Below are 17,322 nucleotides of genomic sequence, written 5' to 3' on the forward strand. Positions count from 1 at the left end.
TGTATGCAATTAAAAGACCAGCCAATCAAAGCAGACACGACAGAGGTTTTTTATGCTAATAAATTATGTAGGTTTGACTTGGAAGGTTCAAAAAAGAGATTGGAAGAAATAACTAAGAAACAACTGAAGCAAGAACTTGAGAAAAAGAGTGAAAAAATTCTATGATTCGAAAAATAAAGATATTTATACAGATGATTTATCAATAATGTTTGATTCTATTGAAATAGAAGCATGGGGAAAGTGGTGAAGCAGGTCATATAGCAGACACATCTGTTAACTGTAAATCTCATGTATGTTCTACTAAGAGAAGATCAGGAATGCCAGGAGATTATATTAAGACTAAACTAAGAATTGATCCTGATTATCCTCTAATTAAAATTAGAGCTATAGAGGAAAGAAGTAATAACGAAAACCACATTTCAAGTAAAAACGGGAAATCCACTTTTATAAAAATGTGTAGTTTAGATAAGCAAGATCGTGAGAAATCAATCACCGTTGCGGGCGAAAGTAAACATAAAAGATATGTCCTGAAAATACAAGCTACAAAAAAACAGTAATTTATAGAAAAATTTAAGACTAGAAGAAAAGATAACAACAGCAAATACATTGAAATCTATACAAGATAATCAAATTGCATATATAGAAAATGGTGAAATCAAGTATAAAACGGTAAGTTGTACCAGTGATTTTAGAAGCAGTATACCTGGTGTAGGTGGCTGCATTGACAAAAGCAAAGGGGTTTATAGCAAAGGCTCTCCAGAGTATGTGAAGATTAAACCTATTATTGAGAAATTCAACAAAAAAGAAATAAGTGACTTCATTAAAAAAACAATAAAAAATCTCTATAGTCTCGGAACTATAACTAATTCTTCGGTAGGGAGCCTTAATGTAAATATAAGAAAAAAAATCGAAGAAAAAGTCAGAAAAGAACTGCTAGGGTCATAACATAATAAGTCATAAATTTTAACTATCACTTAAAATGGCTAAAATTCAGGCTTTTTTCTCATTTTAGTAACTAATTAAAATAACTACGTATAAATTTACTATTTAAGTTTAACTGCTGTACTTTATAAAAAGGTGTAACTAATGTAAATGAGAAAAGTATTTTATGTCGCTAAAAAACAAAACTTCTGAGTTAATAGAGTTTAATGCTAAATACCATACTAAGTTACTTAGATTAGGTTATACATAAGCGTGCTGCAAGTTAAATATCTGATTTTAATTACCCTTTGCATAACTAACAGTGCAGTTGCAAGATCCAAATATCAGACATTATAAACATATCAACTCAATAAAAGAGAAAGTCGATCAGATTGATATTACAGGCATAGAAAGTAAAACAAAAAGTGAAGTTAAAAAAGAAAATAGCAAAATTTTTAGGTTAATTTTCAAAGCGAACTAATCGCTAAGAGAATGAAGTGATACTATACAAGAATTATAAGCTCATTTACCGAAGAAATGGTGAATAGTTTCTGTGGAAAATACAACAGCACCACGGAGAAAAAAGATTACCCAGAGCATCAAAAAAATTAGTACACTTTTTTTCTACTCTGTTCAAAGAGATAGCTACAGAAAGCTTGAAAACTACTGTTAATTCAAACCTTTTACTAACTGAATCAACTTTCTCACATAATCCTCTCTGTACCCATGCTTTAGCATCACGGGAAAAAAATGGCAACATCACCTTTCACTGCACTTTTTTATTTCTGTTATAACAAACTCATTTATAATAATTCACGATTAGATTGACACAAGATAAAGAGTAAATTAAAAATTGAATAGATCTTTAAATACAAAGTTAATGCCCATAGAAATATTAATGCCTGTTCTCTCACCGACAATGAGTAAAACAGGAGGAAAAATCGTAAAATGGTACAAAAAAGAACAAGACAAAGTAGAAGTAGGTGATATAATTGCTGAAATAGAGACCGACAAAGCTATAATGGAGCTTGAATCTGTAGATAGAGGAGTTTTAGCAAAAATTTTAGTGTCAGAAGGAGTAAGCGGTGTACCTGTGAATCAACCGATAGCTATAATGCTGGAAGAGGAGGAAGATTGGAATGCACTTGATAACTACGTTTCAGCTTCTGTTACTAATATCAAACCTGAAAAGGAAATTGAAACTAATCTTCCAACATCATCCCAGTGCTTAACACTAAGACCTAGAAAAGAAGAAGATACCAACAAGGTAGTAGTAGAAGATAGAATAAAAATAAGCCCATTAGCTAAAAAAATAGCTCAAAGTGAAGGTGTTGACATAACGCACCTAAAAGGTACAGGCCCGCATGGTCGTATCGTTAAAGCTGATGTATTAGAACTTTTAGATGATAGTACACAAATTGAAAGCCGTAAAAAGTTAAGTGAAGACATTATAATCGAAGTAAGTAACATGCGCCGGACGATAGCAGAGCGCTTGGTTGAATCTAAGCAGAATATTCCACATTTTTATTTAACTGTAGACTGCCAGGTTGACAACCTCATATCGCTCAAAAATAAGATCAACTCAGCAAACGAAAACAATAAAGTAACAATTAATGATTTAATTATTAAAGCTGCGGCTTTTAGCATAAAAAAATTTCCTGACATAAATTCCTCGTGGATAGATAACAAGATAGTAAGATATTCAAATATAGATATCTCAGTTGCTGTAGCACTTGAAGATGGCCTAATTACTCCTATAGTGAAAGATGCTGACAAAAAAGGTATTTTATCTATATCAAGAGAAGTGAAAACTTTAGTAAACAGAGCGAAATCCGGAAAATTAAGACCTGAAGAATTTCAAGGAAAAGGGGTCACTATCTCCAACTTAGGGATGTTTGGTATAAAAGCTTTCAGTGCTATTATTAATCCGCCGCAGTCTTGCATTATGGCCGTTGGTGCATCCAAAAAGCAACCGATTATTATAAATGAAAAAGTAGAGATTGCAGAGATAATGATAGTAACACTTTCAGCTGACCATAGAACAGTTGATGGAACAATGGGAGCAAAATTTTTAAATACCTTTAAGCACTATATAGAGAATCCTCTAACAATACTTATTGAAGTTACATAAGTATTTAATTTACTTAACATTATTATTATTGAATTAATGCCCATAAATTTACAATCATATTAGTTAATGGTTTAGAGGTAAAAGTATATTGATACAAAAACGCACTAACATATAATATACCCTTTATTACTACAAGATTAAAATTTAACCTCTTTAATCTTGGATTCTGCAACTCTTTTATGAATAGCACTAAAGCTAAGTCCTTTTAGCACTAAGCCAGTTGTTTATGTTTATTGCAGATAATCTACCAAAACATGGTGTAAGATACTAGATACTAGAATATATGTTTCTCTTTTCAAACGCCTATATATCAACCAATCCTTCTATTACACATATTAATTTATTGTCACGTTTTGAATCGATACAAATAGACAAGGTGACCTTATACTATCTAGATTTTCTGCAGACCTCACACTTTATTATAAGATGCACTAGCATCTTTAATCAAGGGTGCAAGTAGCAGCATAACACCTTTTCTCTGTTCTGAGATATATAACTAACCTGCGTGATAATGATGGCCTCAAACTGGGCAATTCAGAAAAAGCATGAACTAAATTTTTTATATCAATGTTTATTCTACAAATTCAAAATAGACGACAAGATGGTAATATTAAATCCTCGATAAAAAAATAAGTTTTACTTAATTTTGTTTTGGCTAACTACAGGAAAATTACTTCCGCATACTCATACTCTCATTATACTGAGGGCAAAGATATTTAGAGAACTCAAAAAATCCACCTTCATCTGCAGGCTTTTCTATCAAACAACCAAAACTCAGTAAAAAAATATAGCGTACCTTCAATATACACAGATAGATGTACACATATCCTACATTTTTTCTGAATTCTTATTTAGAAGAGAACTACCAAATCTAGCACCTAAAATCAGTTTATAACTCGCTCAAGCTTTTGATAAATTTAAGTGTTAGTAACCACATAAAAAACAGAATACATCTATATTCTTTGTACTTTAAACCTCTAATACTCAACTATTGAACAAGCCCTATAATATCCTTAACTTCTTTTATGCTATGATCTGCAATCTCTGCTGCTTTTTCTGTACCTCTTTTTAAGATTTCATATAAATAAGATTGGTATTTTAAGAGATCATTAATCTTCTCACGTATGGGTGATACGACACTGATGATTAAATCAGCTAACTCTTTCTTAAAGTACTTCATATCATGTTTATTCATTTCTTCACACACTTTACTTACATCAAAACTACCGAGTGCTGAATAAATGTTTAATAAATTACTTACTTCCGGGCGGTATTTTAAAGTAGCAAAATCAAAGCCTAGTATTGAATCTGTTTTTGCCTTTCCTATTTTTTTAATAATTAGATCATCGGTGTCATCAAGGTTAATGCATGAACCTTCTGAAGAATCAGACTTACTCATCTTACTTGCACTACTCCTTAAGCTCATTATCCTCGATGTATAATCTAAAAGTAGGATTTCAGGTATGATAAAATGATCAATTTTATAGTAATTATTGAAAGTTAACGCGATATCACGTGCGAGCTCTAAATGTTGCTTTTGATCATCACCAACAGGAACGTATTTAGCTCGATACAGCAATATATCTGCAGCCATAAGTACCGGGTAACTATATAACCCCAAAGATGCTCTTTGTTTGCCATCACCAGCCTTACCTTTAAATTGAGTCATACGGTTAAGCCAACTAACTGGCGTATAACACCCAAGCAGCCAACCCAGCTTAGTATGGCCGCTAACTGTGGACTGACTAAAAATAATGGACTTTTCTGGATTTATTCCACACGCAATGTAAGCTGCTGCTGTTTTTAAAATATTACCTTTTAATTCGCTTGCAGAAAGCTTATTGGTTGTAATTGCATGTAAATCAACAATACAAAAAAAAGATTTATATTTATTCTGTAAATCTACCCACTGCTTAATTGCACCAAGATAATTGCCTAAGTGTAATATACCACTCGGTTGAACACCTGAAAAAACAATATTACACATTATTTTATTTTACTAATTGTTTTCACAATCAGCAGATCTCTTGGAAATAACAACCATTGCAGGACGAAGTAACCTACTTTTAATAGTATAACCAGTTTGTAAAACCTCCATGATAGTACCAACCTCTTTTTCATTATCTTCTCTCTCTACAATAGCCTGATGCAAATTACTATCAAAGAGTTCCCCAATTGGATCCATTTCTTTTATTCCATATTTTTTAAGATCACTCATAATTTTTTGATGAGCTACTTTAATCCCCTCATGAACAGGATCACCATCTTCCAGGTTTTCCATTACTCTTTTCAAATTATCGCAAGAGTCTATTATATCACGTGCAAATTGTGTAACTGCATAATCGCTTGCATCGCTGATTTGCTTTTGCATTATACGTTTGACGTTCTCGTTATCTGCAACAGCACGGCGTAAATGATCTTCAAGCTGAGCTGCGCGCTCTTTTAATATACTGAGATCTTCGTTCAAATCACTAGTTTGGTTGTTGCTATCATTTTGCTGACCTTCACTCTTCTGCTTATTTACCACACCGGTAAACTTCTTCCCCTTTTCTTTACTACCACTTGACATACCATTACCCCTAAGAACCTAATAAATATATAGCAATTAATCTAAAAATATCAAGAACTAGCCAAGTTTGTCTTTCTATACTCGCATTTAAAAAGTTAATCAAAGCAGTTTTATAAGGAGAATCAGAAAAAGTACTAATATTATTTTGTGCTATGCTAATATAATGCCTTGCTTTCTCTATAGAAAGCTCAACAGCATTGTGGTGATTAATATAGTACAATGCTTGATCAAAATCGCGTTCAGTTGAAGAAAAACATTTTTCCCAAAATTTTTGTTCCACCGTACTGCTTTTTTCATACGCTATAATAGCAGGTAAAGTAACTTTACCCTCAAAAAAGTCTTTTCCGACTTGCTTTCCAGAAGCACTTTGACTAGCAGTATAATCGAGCATGTCATCAATTATTTGAAATGCCATGCCAAAGTTAAATCCAAAACTCTTTAATCTCTCTATCTCATCACTTGTAGCACCAGATATTACAGATGCAGCTTCACAACATGCAGAAAATAAAGATGCTGTTTTTTCTCCAATGATATCAAAATAGTTTTCCCTAATAGTGTTAGGATTAAAGCATGTCGTCATCTGCTTTATTTCACCCTTCACAAGTGAACGCGATGCCCTAGATAGGATAGAAATAATGTTTAAATTCTCACACTCTATAAGCCATCTAAATGCCAGAGTCAATAATAAATCACCGACTAAAATGCTTGATTTATTCCCCCAAATTTTATTTGCTGTTTCAACTCCATGACGCACTTCACTTTCATCAAGCACATCATCATGAAGCAAAGTAGCATTGTGTATAAATTCTACCGATGCAGCAACTTTAATTCTATCCTCTCTAGAATAGCCAAGCATTTTACATATAACAAAGACGAGTTTAGGCCTGATTTTTTTTCCACCTGACTTAACAAGGTGAGATATAACATCAGCAGCAAGCTTAATATCTTCATTATCAACACTATTAAAGATAAAATCTTTCATAGCTGACAAATCAGAAGATACAACATTATCTAATATATCATTATTATTTACTGACAGCATTAAAGAGACTTACGCCTCTTGTTCTTTTACTTTTTTCCTTTTTGTTTCCCTTGGTTCCATTTTTCTCTTTTCTGTTTCTAAATCTAAAAGACCTTTTTTGATGAACCATAATACTCTTTCAGTTGCTTGCGCACCTACACTTAGCCAATATTTTAACCTATCAGCTTTTATCACAACACGATTTTTATTGTCTTTCGCTAGCATTGGATCATATTGCCCTATTCTTTCAATAAAACGTCCATCTCTTGGTGCACGCGAATCAGCTACAATTATTCTATAAAAAGGGCGTTTTTTTGCACCAAATCTTGCTAACCTTATTTTAACTGCCATGTTAACCTTTATTCATATGTTACTTATAACTTTATATAATAAGCAGTTCAAGTCAAATAAATTATTATACAACTTTTGCACCTTACAATGCACATATGAAGAGTGTCTGAAGTGCATCATGCTCAATTTATGAAAATTATCTTAATATTACAAGGTTTATTAGGTTTCGCTGTTTAAACTTATTTTACCTATTTAGCTAGTCCCTATTGTAATTATGGAAAGTAACCTGGCTTTTATGAGAGCTGTACACATATGTTAGTTCTGCAGTCAAAGTATACTGTAGGTGGGTAAAAGATTCATCGCATATGACAATTGAACTATAGTTATTAAAGAAATAGTAGTAAAAACAGAAGTAAGCAATACATCCATACCACTTTTAATAAAAGTCGTTACCAGATGCAAAATTATTACCCTCCAAACTTCTTTTAATAAGAATAAAAAAGTCAGATAGAGTTTCTATTGAAGATACTGTTTAAGGTACCAAGCATTTCAACTGTGATGGCGAACCTAAACTTAACTTGGAAAGTCTACCCTTTCGCTTAGAATTACAGCTAATATTGGATAACTTTCTTCTTTCAATAATTTTTATTATTGTGCGAAAAGTCTTTAGAGCAACCTAAGAGCAAAGCTTCCTAAGATAAAGAAACCAAAAAATTAAGCTTTAATCTATAGTATCTTTAGCTGATCTAATAATGACAATAAAAAAATAAAAACACAAAAATTTCTAATTATCAATCCTCACAAACAATGTGTGAAGCTAAATTTACATTAGAACTAAGCATTATAATACAGGTTCGCACCTGAGCTCATAAGTTGATCATTCTTACAAAATAGTATGATATTTTTTTTAATGATTGGCCATATAACCAAGAATAGACAAAACAGCAGGACCTTAAAACTTTAGAACACATAGGGTAAATACGGTATTGTATTTTGAAAGCAGAAATAGCAATCAATACCACGTTTCGTATGTTATTTAAAACAGGTCTGCCCCTAGAAATGAAGTTAGCCATTTTTGAAATATCTGAAGTAGAACTAATACCTCCATTGACATCCATCAGCGTCACTTCTAATAGGCAATACCAATGGCAAAAAAGCTGTCGGCAATGCTATATTTATAAAATTAATGGTTCTAGACTGACTCTACTAGAAGTCCAAGAGTTAGATAACAGGAACAAATACGGAAACCCAAGAAGAGAGCAATTAAATGGGATATTAATATCGATTAGCTATAATCATTACAGTGTTAAATACTTGTTGCAAAATATTTTTGCACAAAAAAGAAGTGTACCTGAGTCTTGTGAAAAACTAAAAACATAGGAATTATCAGCTGATGTTGCTTACCTTTTTTAAAAAGTTAGTTAATTTAGTATTAACAGCTTCTTTAAGAAGCTATGATAAAGTTATACTTTCAAGCAAAATTAATTAAGAATATCCCACATGCTAATCTAAAGGTTAAAAAAGTAAAAAATTATGGATCTTTAAAAACTATACTATACCTAAAACAGCAACTACCTATCTTATAATAACAAAATAATTAAGTTTAAACATATAAAAGAGCTGAGATAAATCTTCAATCACAGTTAAACAACGCCTTAGCAAATTCTTTGCCAGTAAATTCCTTTAGATCTTCTATACTTTCACCAATTCCTATAGCCAGCAACTTCACTTTATAAGTTTCTGCAAGTCCAATAACTACTCCACCCTTAGCAGTGCCATCTAGCTTCGTTATAATTAGCCCAGTCACACTCACCATCTTGCTAAATGCTTCTAATTGGCTATAAGCGTTTTGGCCAGTGGTTGCATCAAGAATTAAAATAACATCATGAGGGGCAGTATCATCTAATTTCTTTACTGTTCTATATATTTTTGATAGCTCTTCCATAAGGTTTACATTATTTTGTAGCCTGCCTGCTGTATCAATCAGAACAACATCAATGTTGTCTTTTATAGCTTGACTTACAGCTCTATATGCTAAACTTGCAGAATCACTGCCGTATTCTCCAATAACGATAGGACAACCAGAACGCTCTGCCCAAATATTTAACTGTTCACTAGCAGCAGCTCTAAATGTATCACATGCAACTAGTACAATAGATTTTCCCATTTTTTTATATTTATACGCGAGTTTGCCTATAGTTGTGGTTTTACCACTACCATTTACCCCACATACCATTATTATATGTGGTTTCTTATTCAAAATAAGCGGTTGCATAACAGGACTCAACATAGCTTCTATTTCATTGATTAATTGGTGCGTGACAACGTTATGCTCAACTTCCTTATCACACTTGATACTCGCAAGCTTATCAATAATTAACTTAGAAGTTTTATGACCAACATCCATACTCACTAAAAGCTCTTCTAGCTCATCCAAAAGGAATTGATCTATTTCTTTTTTTTTGCCAGAAAAAATATTTTTCACCCCGTTGCTAAAGCGAGAAGAAGTTTTTAACAAGCCTTTATAAAAGTTACCAAACAAACTCAAGTAAATACTCCTTTTAAAATTTAAACTTAATGTAAAAAATTACATGTACTACATGTATTTGTAAAGCAAATATACTTGCGTGTGTCATCTTTTGTGAATAAAATATGCTAATCACAAGTGTGTTTTTCTTTAGTCTTTAAACTAAATGTGCTATAATGTAAAATAGTGGTTTATGGGGGTAATTCTATGAGTTATAACAAAAAAATTTTAGATCATTATGAAAATCCAAGGAACGTTGGTTCCTTGGATAAAAATGATCCAAACGTTGGCACTGGTTTAGTGGGCGCGCCGTCATGCGGAGATGTCATGAAGCTACAAATAAAAGTTAATGACAAAGGTGTTATTGAAGATGCAAAATTCAAAACTTTTGGTTGCGGTTCTGCTATTGCTTCAAGCTCTTTACTCACGGAGATGATTAAAGGTAAAGCTATTAAAGATGCAACACAGATAAAGAACACTCAAATAGTGAAAGAATTATCTTTACCTCCAGTAAAGATACACTGTTCAGTACTTGCTGAAGATGCTATAAAAGCTGCTATTCATGATTATCAAAGTAAACAAAGTAAAAGTAATAACTAAAAAAGTTATGGACGAATATCAAGAAGTAAATGCTGTAAAGAAAGATAAAAAACCTATCACCATCACTACAAATGCAGTAGAAAGGATAAGATATTTATTGGATCAAAAACAGCATGATAACTTTAAAAAATCAGAAAAAGCAATAGGAATAAGAGTGCTAATTAAACAAAAAGGGTGTTCCGGTTTAAAATATGACATCGAATATGCATATGATACTCGTCCTTTAGAGTCGGTAATTGAAGAAAGATGCAGTAACGGTCAAAAAGTCAAGGTATTAATCGATCCGAAATCTATCATGTTTATCCTTGGCTCTGAAATAGATTATGTAGAGAAAAAATTCTCATCAGGTTTTATTTTCAAAAATCCTAATGAGAAAGGAAAATGTGGTTGCGGAGAAAGTTTTCATGTTTAGAAACCACTTTTCATTGCTTGAAATTGAGCCAGTTTTCAATATCAACTTTGATGAGCTAGAGAAAAAATATATTGAACTAAGCAAGACTGATATAAATAAAGGAAAGTCCAAAAACATGAAAAGTATAAACAAAGCTTACCAAGTGCTAAAATCTCCACTAAAACGGGCCGAACATTTATTGGATCTTTTTGGCGTGAAAATCCAAGAGAATCATACAAATTCCGAGATACTAAATGAATCAATAGAAATAAGAGAGTACTTGCTAGATTGCGATAACCTGCAATTTGCAAGTAAGATAATTGATGAAAAGATAAAAAATTGCACTAAAAACTTAATTGATGCTTTTGCTGTAAAAAATTTTGATGAAGCTGTAATGCAAGTTTTAAGATTGAAGTATCTATATAAGTCATTTGAAGAGGTAAAGAAAAATGCGTCCAATTCAAGTCTCTGAACCAAATTCAAATGAAATAGTGTTTGGCATAGACCTTGGTACCACCAATTCTTTAATTGCTGCAGTCAATAAAGCTGGTGACGTAGAAATATTTAAAGATGAGCAGGGGAGAGAATTACTGCCTTCTGTTATTTCATATGAAAATAACATATTTAAAATAGGATATGATGCTGGTCCAGGTGCAATATACTCCATAAAACGCTTAATGGGTAAAAATGTCAAAGATTTAAATAAAGAAAGTATCAATTTTGAAATAGATGAGGAAAGTGAAAAAGTTATTAGGATAAAATGTGCAGAAGATAAATATCTTACTCCTGTTGAAATTTCTGCCGAGATATTAAAAGCTTTGTGCGAAAAAGTAAAAAAATCCACAGGGATAAAAGTAAAAAAAGCGGTAATCACTGTGCCAGCTTACTTTGACGATTCAGCACGTAATGCAACCAAATATGCAGCAAAATTAGCTGGTATAGAGGTTCTTCGTTTAATTAATGAGCCAACTGCTGCTGCATTTTCTCATTCGATTAAAAAGAATAATAACAGTGGAATATACGCAGTTTATGACTTAGGTGGCGGAACATTCGATATTTCAATATTGAAGTTACATCAAGGAGTGTTTCAAGTCCTTGCGGTTGGCGGTGATACCGAACTTGGTGGTGATGATTTTGATCGCCTACTAAGTTCAATTGTGCTTTCTAAGTATAGAGAAAAGGAAAGTTTAAGTGAAGAACGTCCCGATGTTACATACCTTAGTAACATTAGAATTCATAACACACGCCTTGTCAAGGAATACCTAAGCGAAAATACATCAGGCATTTTTGGCTTCAATATTAACGGTGAATTATTTAAATGCAAAATTACTAAAGAAGAATTCGAACAGGCAATTACCCCATTGGTTAACAAGACTATCAACATAACCACTCGTACTATATGCGATATAAATCTTAAAATTGATAGCATAAAAGGAGTAATTTTAGTTGGCGGTGGAACTAAAGTACCATTAGTACAAAACTCACTAGTCACACTTTTTGGAAATAAAATATTAAGTGATGTAGACCCAGACAAAGCAGTTGTAATTGGAGCAGCTTTACATGCTCATGTTTTAACTTCGGGCTTAAAAGATAGGAATATTCTCCTCGACGTTTTACCCTTATCACTTGGCATAGAAACCATGGGAGGAATAGTTGAAAAAATTATACCAAGAAATACACCACTACCAGTTTCAGAAACAAAAGAGTTTACGACTTACGCTCACGGGCAAACGGCAATGAAAATTCACGTTTGTCAAGGAGAACGCGAAATGATAGAAGATAACAAGTCTCTAGCGCAGTTTGAACTAAAAGGAATACCGCCATTACCTGCAGGTTCTGCAAAAGTTGAAATAGAATTTACAGTTAATGTTGATGGAATATTGACTGTTACTGCAAGAGAAAAAAGCACTAGCATTGAACAAACGGTTGAAATAAATTCAAGTTTTGGCTTAAGTGAAACCGATATTCAAGACATGGTTAACCAATCAATAAATAACTTTGATAAAGATATGAAAGCTCGTTCTCTTGCAGAAGCCAAAGTTAATGGAAGTAAATTTATACATCTGATTGAAAGCAACAATGGTCTTTCTATTAATCAAAGGTTAAAAAAACTATTGCAAAACGCAAAAAATGCTTTACAGGGAAACGACTTGAACAAAATTAATAACGCTATCACTGAATTGAAAAATTCCTCTTTAAAGTTGTGTAAATTAATAAATAGATAGAGTTTTATACGATACTGTGCAATATCCTATTCAACCGCAGAGCAATAGGTATTCTGAAATTAAATGGCAACCAATTAACCTTTCCCAACTTAAACGATAAACCAACTATGCTTACACGCCCAATTATATTTTCCATTGGTACAAAACTGATTTCAGGAAACCTACTATCAAAAGAATTATTTCTGTTATCCCCTAAAACAAAAAATTGATTGTCAGGCACACAATAAGTCGGGCTATCATATGATAGTTCATTGAAAATATTATCTATTAAAATTTCGTGTTCCCTCTCATGTGAAAGTGTTTCTATGTATCTTGGTATGCTACGATTTGATTCATAATCAAAAAAGTCCTCAATTTGCTTTCGCTTTACTTTTTGATTATTGAGGTATAATTCTCCCTCTATAATTTGCACTTTGTCACCTGGTATCCCTATTACTCGTTTAACGAACCTGATACTGTCGTTTCTTGTTGGTTTAAAAACGATTATATCACCACGCTTTGGAGGAGTATAAAAGATTCTGCCACTAAAGATTCTCGGAGAAAACGGAAAAGAGTACCTACTATAACCATATGAATACTTACTAACGAAAATATAATCTCCTTCAAGTAGAGTGCTTTTCATTGACCCAGAAGGGATATGAAATGGTTCAAATAAAAAACTACGTATTGATAGTGCAATCAACAGCAAAAAAAATAATGAAGATAAAAACCTTCCTGTTCTTGCTACCAAGTTTTTTCTTAATCTCTCTAACTTTTTCAATTTTGTTTTTCCTATAAATTATAGCTTATTATAATACGTAAAAGTAACAACATAAAACTTTACTCGTGGACATTGTTTTTCACTACTAAATCCGAGTTACATAAGTTAGCTTCACCGCTTACTTACACTTCGCGAAGTTTTTGTTATTTGCTCTAGAGAGCAAATATTTGAAGTTTGATAAAAGCTAAAATTTACAAATTACCCTTAATAAGGAAACTTAATAGATTCTTAACCAGTATATTAAAGGCTATGTTTTAGATCGTCAATTACCTGAAGTTGTAGATATCAAGAGAATTAGTAGAAAGTTTCTGTAAAAAAACAGGCATACTATAGAGCTTCTTTTGTAGGTAACAATAAAATTAACTAATGAGTTAGAGTAAACTGTTTATCATAACAGTTTACTCTAACTCATTAGTTAATTTTAGATACAGCGTAATCTTAATAGAAATATTTTTTTACTTCAAACCTCAGCTACCACTACTATTGCAGTATTTATTACAGCCACATAGTTATAGAATTGAAGGTTATAGTCATCAGAAAGTTTCATGAAAAAGTCAGTAAAGAAAAGCAAAAAACCTCATACAGATGAGCATTAGTACTGAAATTAGGAATAGTCTCCACTAAAAGTTTTGAACCCATAGAGAGCTCATTAGTAAACATTTTCATTCATCATTTTCATCAAGCTAAAAGCAGAAACAAGTTTTCAAACAAAGCAAAGCTTCTTGTAGATCACCAAACACTAAAATATTGCCATTTCCTTAAGTAACTTGATTTGTGCTAAGTTCACCACAATTACCCTCCTTTAGGACTAGACCTTTCACGCAAATCAAGAAATCAAAACATATCACACACCATAATTTCAGGTATAATAAAATCAATTTATTTTAAATATTCTGATAAAACTTTACTTATCAACTAATTAAAATTTATTTTACCACCTACACCTTCTAAAATTTCAATTCCTAAACGTTAATGAAGTAAATCTACATTTAAAGTTAGCAGCTGCTACTTTTTAAGTAAAACTGTATTGTTTACTTACAGCAAGCTAAAGTTGGCACACCATAAAAATAAGCTTCATAGAAAGCATCTATAATTTTTAAAAAACTCCTCTGGTTTTCGAGTATCTTATACATACTTACAACAGTACCATCTCGTTTTAACCATGAAAAACTACTCCAAATTATTTACTAAGCTTAGGTACATATAACCAGTACTGATACCTTGCACTAGTGTAGAAATTATATTCTTGTTATTGATGGAATTTAGTAACTTATTGCATAGTATCCTACTCAAAGTCACGTTTTACACATATAAAGGCTGAGCCGAAGAAACATTCCTTGCTGCTGATGACGCAAAATTGTATTCACAATTTTTCCATTCCTCTTTAATTGTTTAAGCAAGACGTTTTCCTACTCTGCTAATTCTCAAATTAGTTTTCATCATTAAAGACAAGTGAAAAACATGTTTACTGTCTTCAGAAACTATACAAAAGTTCCCACACTATTTCACAAATCATTATTTCCATTCTATTAAAAAATAGCACATACTCTCAAAACAATTAGCCATTTTTTTATAATCGTCTTCATAGAAACTTTTCGCAAAGCCTCTAATAAAATATTTTCTACATAACAAACATTTATATTAAGAATCAGTAAGATTAGATGCTCTTTTGTCTATAAGAGATACTGCAACGCTATCTATGCTACTTTACAACCCTTACAACCCACCTTCATATAAACTCTAAAAAAGAAATCAACCCTTTCAAATAGGGCTTTATAAAATTTTAAAGAAGTCACATTTACACTAAAACTTATTTAGCTACAATATTCTTAAATAAAAGCTAAAAAAGGTAAAGATTGTTAAGACTACCATCTAAATAGCTCTAACACTAGTATCTAGAAAAAAGAAACATAAACCCCGCATCACACGTTAAGATTACACCATTTGGTGTAAACTCACCTTTTACTACCCTTATGTTTATCTTTTCATGATACCTCACCTAGCTTATTTTGCGCTTCTTGAACAGATACTTTTTTTTAACTTATCACATTTCTTTATCTACTGATCAAATATACTAGACCATATAAGAAAAGCCATTATTAAAATAACTCTACAGTATAAAGAATCACATTATAGCACCTTTGTGAGAGATAGAATCTGCTGTTTACCTACCTAGTATCAAGTATATTACAAAAAGTTAGCTTATAATTACTACTATCAGATTTAACAACCTTTAGATATTTAGACACCAATCTCTATAAGAGTAACCACCTTTTTTAATATGGTTACATATGACCAATTCCAGCCAAGTATTACATCAATCTATTTTGGCAAAGTAGCTATTAGCAGCACTATTCAAGACAATATTTGCTATCATAGATAGATACTATCCAATAGTTTTTCCCTTTTTTTACAAAGTAAATTCCTTCTTTGCATTATAGCTTTTTTAAAGCTATCCATTATTATTTCGCTCATTGTCAGTACATCAGATATATTTTATGCATACTGATACTAATAGTCATCATATGCTGGAAGAAGAACTTCATTCTTATCCGATATAAATGATCTGTATCACTAACTTCTATTACAGAATAAAGTTACCTTCTTCTCTTATGATCTTCTATAGCACTAGATCATTTTTATCATAAAAATTAATAAATTTCAGCACTTCATATGCTAAATTATATGTAAAAATATATAACTTAATATAAAAATATAGATCATCTATTATATCTTTAAGCAAAGTTTCTATCACTTTATCTGATTCAAGTGTTTCGACAACACTATCCCTGTTTTCACTTTGATAACCTCTTGTTTTATGATAAAGCCTCTTCTAATAAGTTTATTATTTTTATCACATATTTTCACCTTTAGAAGCGAGTTTCCTTTATATAATATAAAATTACTTTGTTATCCCTCTTTTTGTAACCTTAAACCATTAATATTGTTCCCCCACTCAACCATACCAACGTATGAGTTAATAACACATATATTACCATTTTTCTTTAATCTGCAATACATAGTAGAAAGCTTAATCAGCTTCTTATAGAATAGGTTTTTATTATCTATTTTAAATATTATACTACTTCTACTAAAGCCTACTTCAGTAGTTTTGTTACCTTATGCAGCAGATAACTTTCTGATTATAGTTTAAAATCAGTAAAAGAAGTTATATTAGTGATAAAACTTCTTATCACACGTACCATATCCACAGTAACATTTTCCTACTCTAAATTAAAGCATATTTCCATCTTCCCTCATAATCTATACCTTAGATGTAATTAATTTACAAACATTAATTATTTGTTGATAATGACACACAAGTATAGTTACAAAATTGTTGATAATACTGCAACACTTAAAATGAACTATATTATTAATGCACATAATAGGTTTAACATTCCTATAGTCAGAGGAAAAGGAGTATACCTTTTTAATAGAGATGGTAAAAAATATTTAGACTTTCCTGCAGGTATTTCCACAACTTCCTTGGGACAATGCCATCTATATATTATAAATAAGTTGAAGGAACAATTGGATTCATTGTAGCACTGCTCTAATATTTTCATTATCCCTCAACAGGAAAGGCTTGCTGAGCGTTTAACAGTACTTACTTTTACAGATAAAGTTTTTTTTGCTCAAGCGTACTTGAGGTAACAGAGGCTACAATCAAACTTATTCGTCGTTATTTTTATTTAAAAGGTGAGGAAAAGCGTTATCGCATTATTACAATCGAAGGAGGTTTTCATGGACGTAGTATTGCTGCAATTTCTGCTGAGGAAGCAAGAAATTACGCGAAGGCTTCGCTCCGCTCCTTCCTGGTTTCGATAAAGTGCCAAGAAATGACATCAAAGAGCACTAGAGAAAAAGATCAGTAATGAGACAG

General features: G+C 31.8%; 17 protein-coding genes. 11 read left to right on the plus strand and 6 right to left on the minus strand.

All coding sequences use genetic code 11. From position 1 onward, the window contains the following. Window positions 1-3 precede the first annotated feature (3 nt). The 4 genes from WOO_RS04125 to WOO_RS00935 all read left to right on the plus strand — a co-directional run bounded on the left by WOO_RS04125 (window position 4) and on the right by WOO_RS00935 (window position 3,052). Complete coding sequence (locus tag WOO_RS04125) at window positions 4-165, plus strand: hypothetical protein (RefSeq protein WP_232500385.1); 162 nt, start codon at window positions 4-6, stop codon at window positions 163-165. 152 nt (window positions 166-317) lie between these two features. Next, on the plus strand, window positions 318-557 hold the full coding sequence (locus tag WOO_RS04130; RefSeq protein WP_232500386.1) for a hypothetical protein: 240 nt from the start codon (window positions 318-320) through the stop codon (window positions 555-557). 49 nt (window positions 558-606) lie between these two features. Next, a complete protein-coding gene (locus WOO_RS04135) occupies window positions 607-945 on the plus strand; it encodes a hypothetical protein (RefSeq protein WP_232500387.1) in 339 nt (112 codons plus the stop codon). 856 nt (window positions 946-1,801) lie between these two features. Continuing rightward, window positions 1,802-3,052, plus strand: a complete 1,251-nt coding sequence (locus tag WOO_RS00935; RefSeq protein ID WP_014868830.1) for a pyruvate dehydrogenase complex dihydrolipoamide acetyltransferase — start codon at window positions 1,802-1,804, stop codon at window positions 3,050-3,052. 988 nt (window positions 3,053-4,040) lie between these two features. On the opposite strand, the gene trpS is transcribed toward WOO_RS00935, so the two are convergent. From trpS to rpsP, 4 genes are read right to left on the minus strand one after another with little or no spacing between them, the layout of a single operon-like run. After that, window positions 4,041-5,039 carry a tryptophan--tRNA ligase gene (trpS, locus tag WOO_RS00940; RefSeq protein WP_014868831.1) on the minus strand — a complete coding sequence of 333 codons (999 nt, stop codon included), beginning with the start codon at window positions 5,037-5,039 and terminating at the stop codon, window positions 4,041-4,043. Between the two features lie 12 nt (window positions 5,040-5,051). After that, complete coding sequence (locus WOO_RS00945) at window positions 5,052-5,621, minus strand: nucleotide exchange factor GrpE (protein WP_014868832.1); 570 nt, start codon at window positions 5,619-5,621, stop codon at window positions 5,052-5,054. Window positions 5,622-5,631: 10 nt separating this feature from the next. After that, complete coding sequence (locus tag WOO_RS00950) at window positions 5,632-6,663, minus strand: polyprenyl synthetase family protein (RefSeq protein ID WP_014868833.1); 1,032 nt, start codon at window positions 6,661-6,663, stop codon at window positions 5,632-5,634. Window positions 6,664-6,672: 9 nt separating this feature from the next. Further along, a complete protein-coding gene (rpsP, locus tag WOO_RS00955) occupies window positions 6,673-6,993 on the minus strand; it encodes a 30S ribosomal protein S16 (RefSeq protein ID WP_014868834.1) in 321 nt (106 codons plus the stop codon). A gap of 933 nt (window positions 6,994-7,926) precedes the next feature. On the opposite strand from rpsP, the gene WOO_RS00960 reads away from it, so the two are divergent. Further along, window positions 7,927-8,313, plus strand: coding sequence for a hypothetical protein (locus WOO_RS00960; RefSeq protein WP_025264333.1), 387 nt, complete (start codon window positions 7,927-7,929; stop codon window positions 8,311-8,313). 253 nt (window positions 8,314-8,566) lie between these two features. Here the strand turns inward: WOO_RS00960 and ftsY are convergent, their stop codons facing one another. Continuing rightward, the gene (gene ftsY, locus WOO_RS00965; RefSeq protein WP_014868835.1) at window positions 8,567-9,481 is read right to left on the minus strand and encodes a signal recognition particle-docking protein FtsY; all 915 of its coding nucleotides are present in this window, start codon (window positions 9,479-9,481) and stop codon (window positions 8,567-8,569) included. A 186-nt stretch (window positions 9,482-9,667) separates the two neighbouring features. On the opposite strand from ftsY, the gene iscU reads away from it, so the two are divergent. Genes iscU through hscA form a run of 4 tightly spaced genes read left to right on the plus strand, consistent with a single transcriptional unit; the run spans window position 9,668 to window position 12,676 of the window. Then, the gene (gene iscU / locus WOO_RS00970; RefSeq protein ID WP_014868836.1) at window positions 9,668-10,060 is read left to right on the plus strand and encodes a Fe-S cluster assembly scaffold IscU; all 393 of its coding nucleotides are present in this window, start codon (window positions 9,668-9,670) and stop codon (window positions 10,058-10,060) included. Window positions 10,061-10,067: 7 nt separating this feature from the next. Next, a complete protein-coding gene (locus WOO_RS00975) occupies window positions 10,068-10,472 on the plus strand; it encodes a HesB/IscA family protein (protein ID WP_044135472.1) in 405 nt (134 codons plus the stop codon). After that, window positions 10,465-10,923: an iron-sulfur cluster co-chaperone HscB C-terminal domain-containing protein gene (locus tag WOO_RS00980; protein ID WP_044135388.1), complete on the plus strand. Its 459-nt coding sequence runs from the start codon at window positions 10,465-10,467 to the stop codon at window positions 10,921-10,923. Before WOO_RS00975 ends, WOO_RS00980 begins: the two co-directional genes overlap by 8 nt. Continuing rightward, window positions 10,901-12,676 carry a Fe-S protein assembly chaperone HscA gene (gene hscA / locus WOO_RS00985; protein WP_014868839.1) on the plus strand — a complete coding sequence of 592 codons (1,776 nt, stop codon included), beginning with the start codon at window positions 10,901-10,903 and terminating at the stop codon, window positions 12,674-12,676. Before WOO_RS00980 ends, hscA begins: the two co-directional genes overlap by 23 nt. 4 nt (window positions 12,677-12,680) lie before the next feature. On the opposite strand, the gene lepB is transcribed toward hscA, so the two are convergent. Continuing rightward, window positions 12,681-13,436 (minus strand): signal peptidase I, encoded by a 756-nt coding sequence (lepB, locus tag WOO_RS00990; protein WP_014868840.1) that lies wholly within the window; start codon window positions 13,434-13,436, stop codon window positions 12,681-12,683. A gap of 3,312 nt (window positions 13,437-16,748) precedes the next feature. On the opposite strand from lepB, the gene WOO_RS04245 reads away from it, so the two are divergent. Together WOO_RS04245 and WOO_RS04315 are read left to right on the plus strand one after the other, a co-directional pair. Then, the gene (locus WOO_RS04245; RefSeq protein WP_255325506.1) at window positions 16,749-16,985 is read left to right on the plus strand and encodes an aminotransferase class III-fold pyridoxal phosphate-dependent enzyme; all 237 of its coding nucleotides are present in this window, start codon (window positions 16,749-16,751) and stop codon (window positions 16,983-16,985) included. Window positions 16,986-17,113: 128 nt separating this feature from the next. Next, on the plus strand, window positions 17,114-17,314 hold the full coding sequence (locus WOO_RS04315) for a hypothetical protein (protein WP_369336059.1): 201 nt from the start codon (window positions 17,114-17,116) through the stop codon (window positions 17,312-17,314). The last annotated feature ends 8 nt before the right edge of the window (window positions 17,315-17,322 follow it).

This window comes from Wolbachia endosymbiont of Onchocerca ochengi (genome assembly GCF_000306885.1).
Taxonomy (GTDB): domain Bacteria; phylum Pseudomonadota; class Alphaproteobacteria; order Rickettsiales; family Anaplasmataceae; genus Wolbachia.

Bases quoted from the DNA above. Each gene is read 5' to 3' on its own strand.
- WOO_RS04125 (WP_232500385.1), top strand. From the start codon at position 4: ATGCAATTAAAAGACCAGCCAATCAAAGCAGACACGACAGAGGTTTTT.
- WOO_RS04130 (WP_232500386.1), top strand. From the start codon at position 318: ATGCCAGGAGATTATATTAAGACTAAACTAAGAATTGATCCTGATTAT.
- WOO_RS00935 (WP_014868830.1), top strand. From the start codon at position 1,802: ATGCCCATAGAAATATTAATGCCTGTTCTCTCACCGACAATGAGTAAA.
- trpS (WP_014868831.1), bottom strand. From the start codon at position 5,039: ATGTGTAATATTGTTTTTTCAGGTGTTCAACCGAGTGGTATATTACAC.
- WOO_RS00945 (WP_014868832.1), bottom strand. From the start codon at position 5,621: ATGTCAAGTGGTAGTAAAGAAAAGGGGAAGAAGTTTACCGGTGTGGTA.
- WOO_RS00950 (WP_014868833.1), bottom strand. From the start codon at position 6,663: ATGCTGTCAGTAAATAATAATGATATATTAGATAATGTTGTATCTTCT.
- rpsP (WP_014868834.1), bottom strand. From the start codon at position 6,993: ATGGCAGTTAAAATAAGGTTAGCAAGATTTGGTGCAAAAAAACGCCCT.
- iscU (WP_014868836.1), top strand. From the start codon at position 9,668: ATGAGTTATAACAAAAAAATTTTAGATCATTATGAAAATCCAAGGAAC.
- WOO_RS00975 (WP_044135472.1), top strand. From the start codon at position 10,068: ATGGACGAATATCAAGAAGTAAATGCTGTAAAGAAAGATAAAAAACCT.
- WOO_RS00980 (WP_044135388.1), top strand. From the start codon at position 10,465: ATGTTTAGAAACCACTTTTCATTGCTTGAAATTGAGCCAGTTTTCAAT.
- hscA (WP_014868839.1), top strand. From the start codon at position 10,901: ATGCGTCCAATTCAAGTCTCTGAACCAAATTCAAATGAAATAGTGTTT.
- WOO_RS04245 (WP_255325506.1), top strand. From the start codon at position 16,749: ATGACACACAAGTATAGTTACAAAATTGTTGATAATACTGCAACACTT.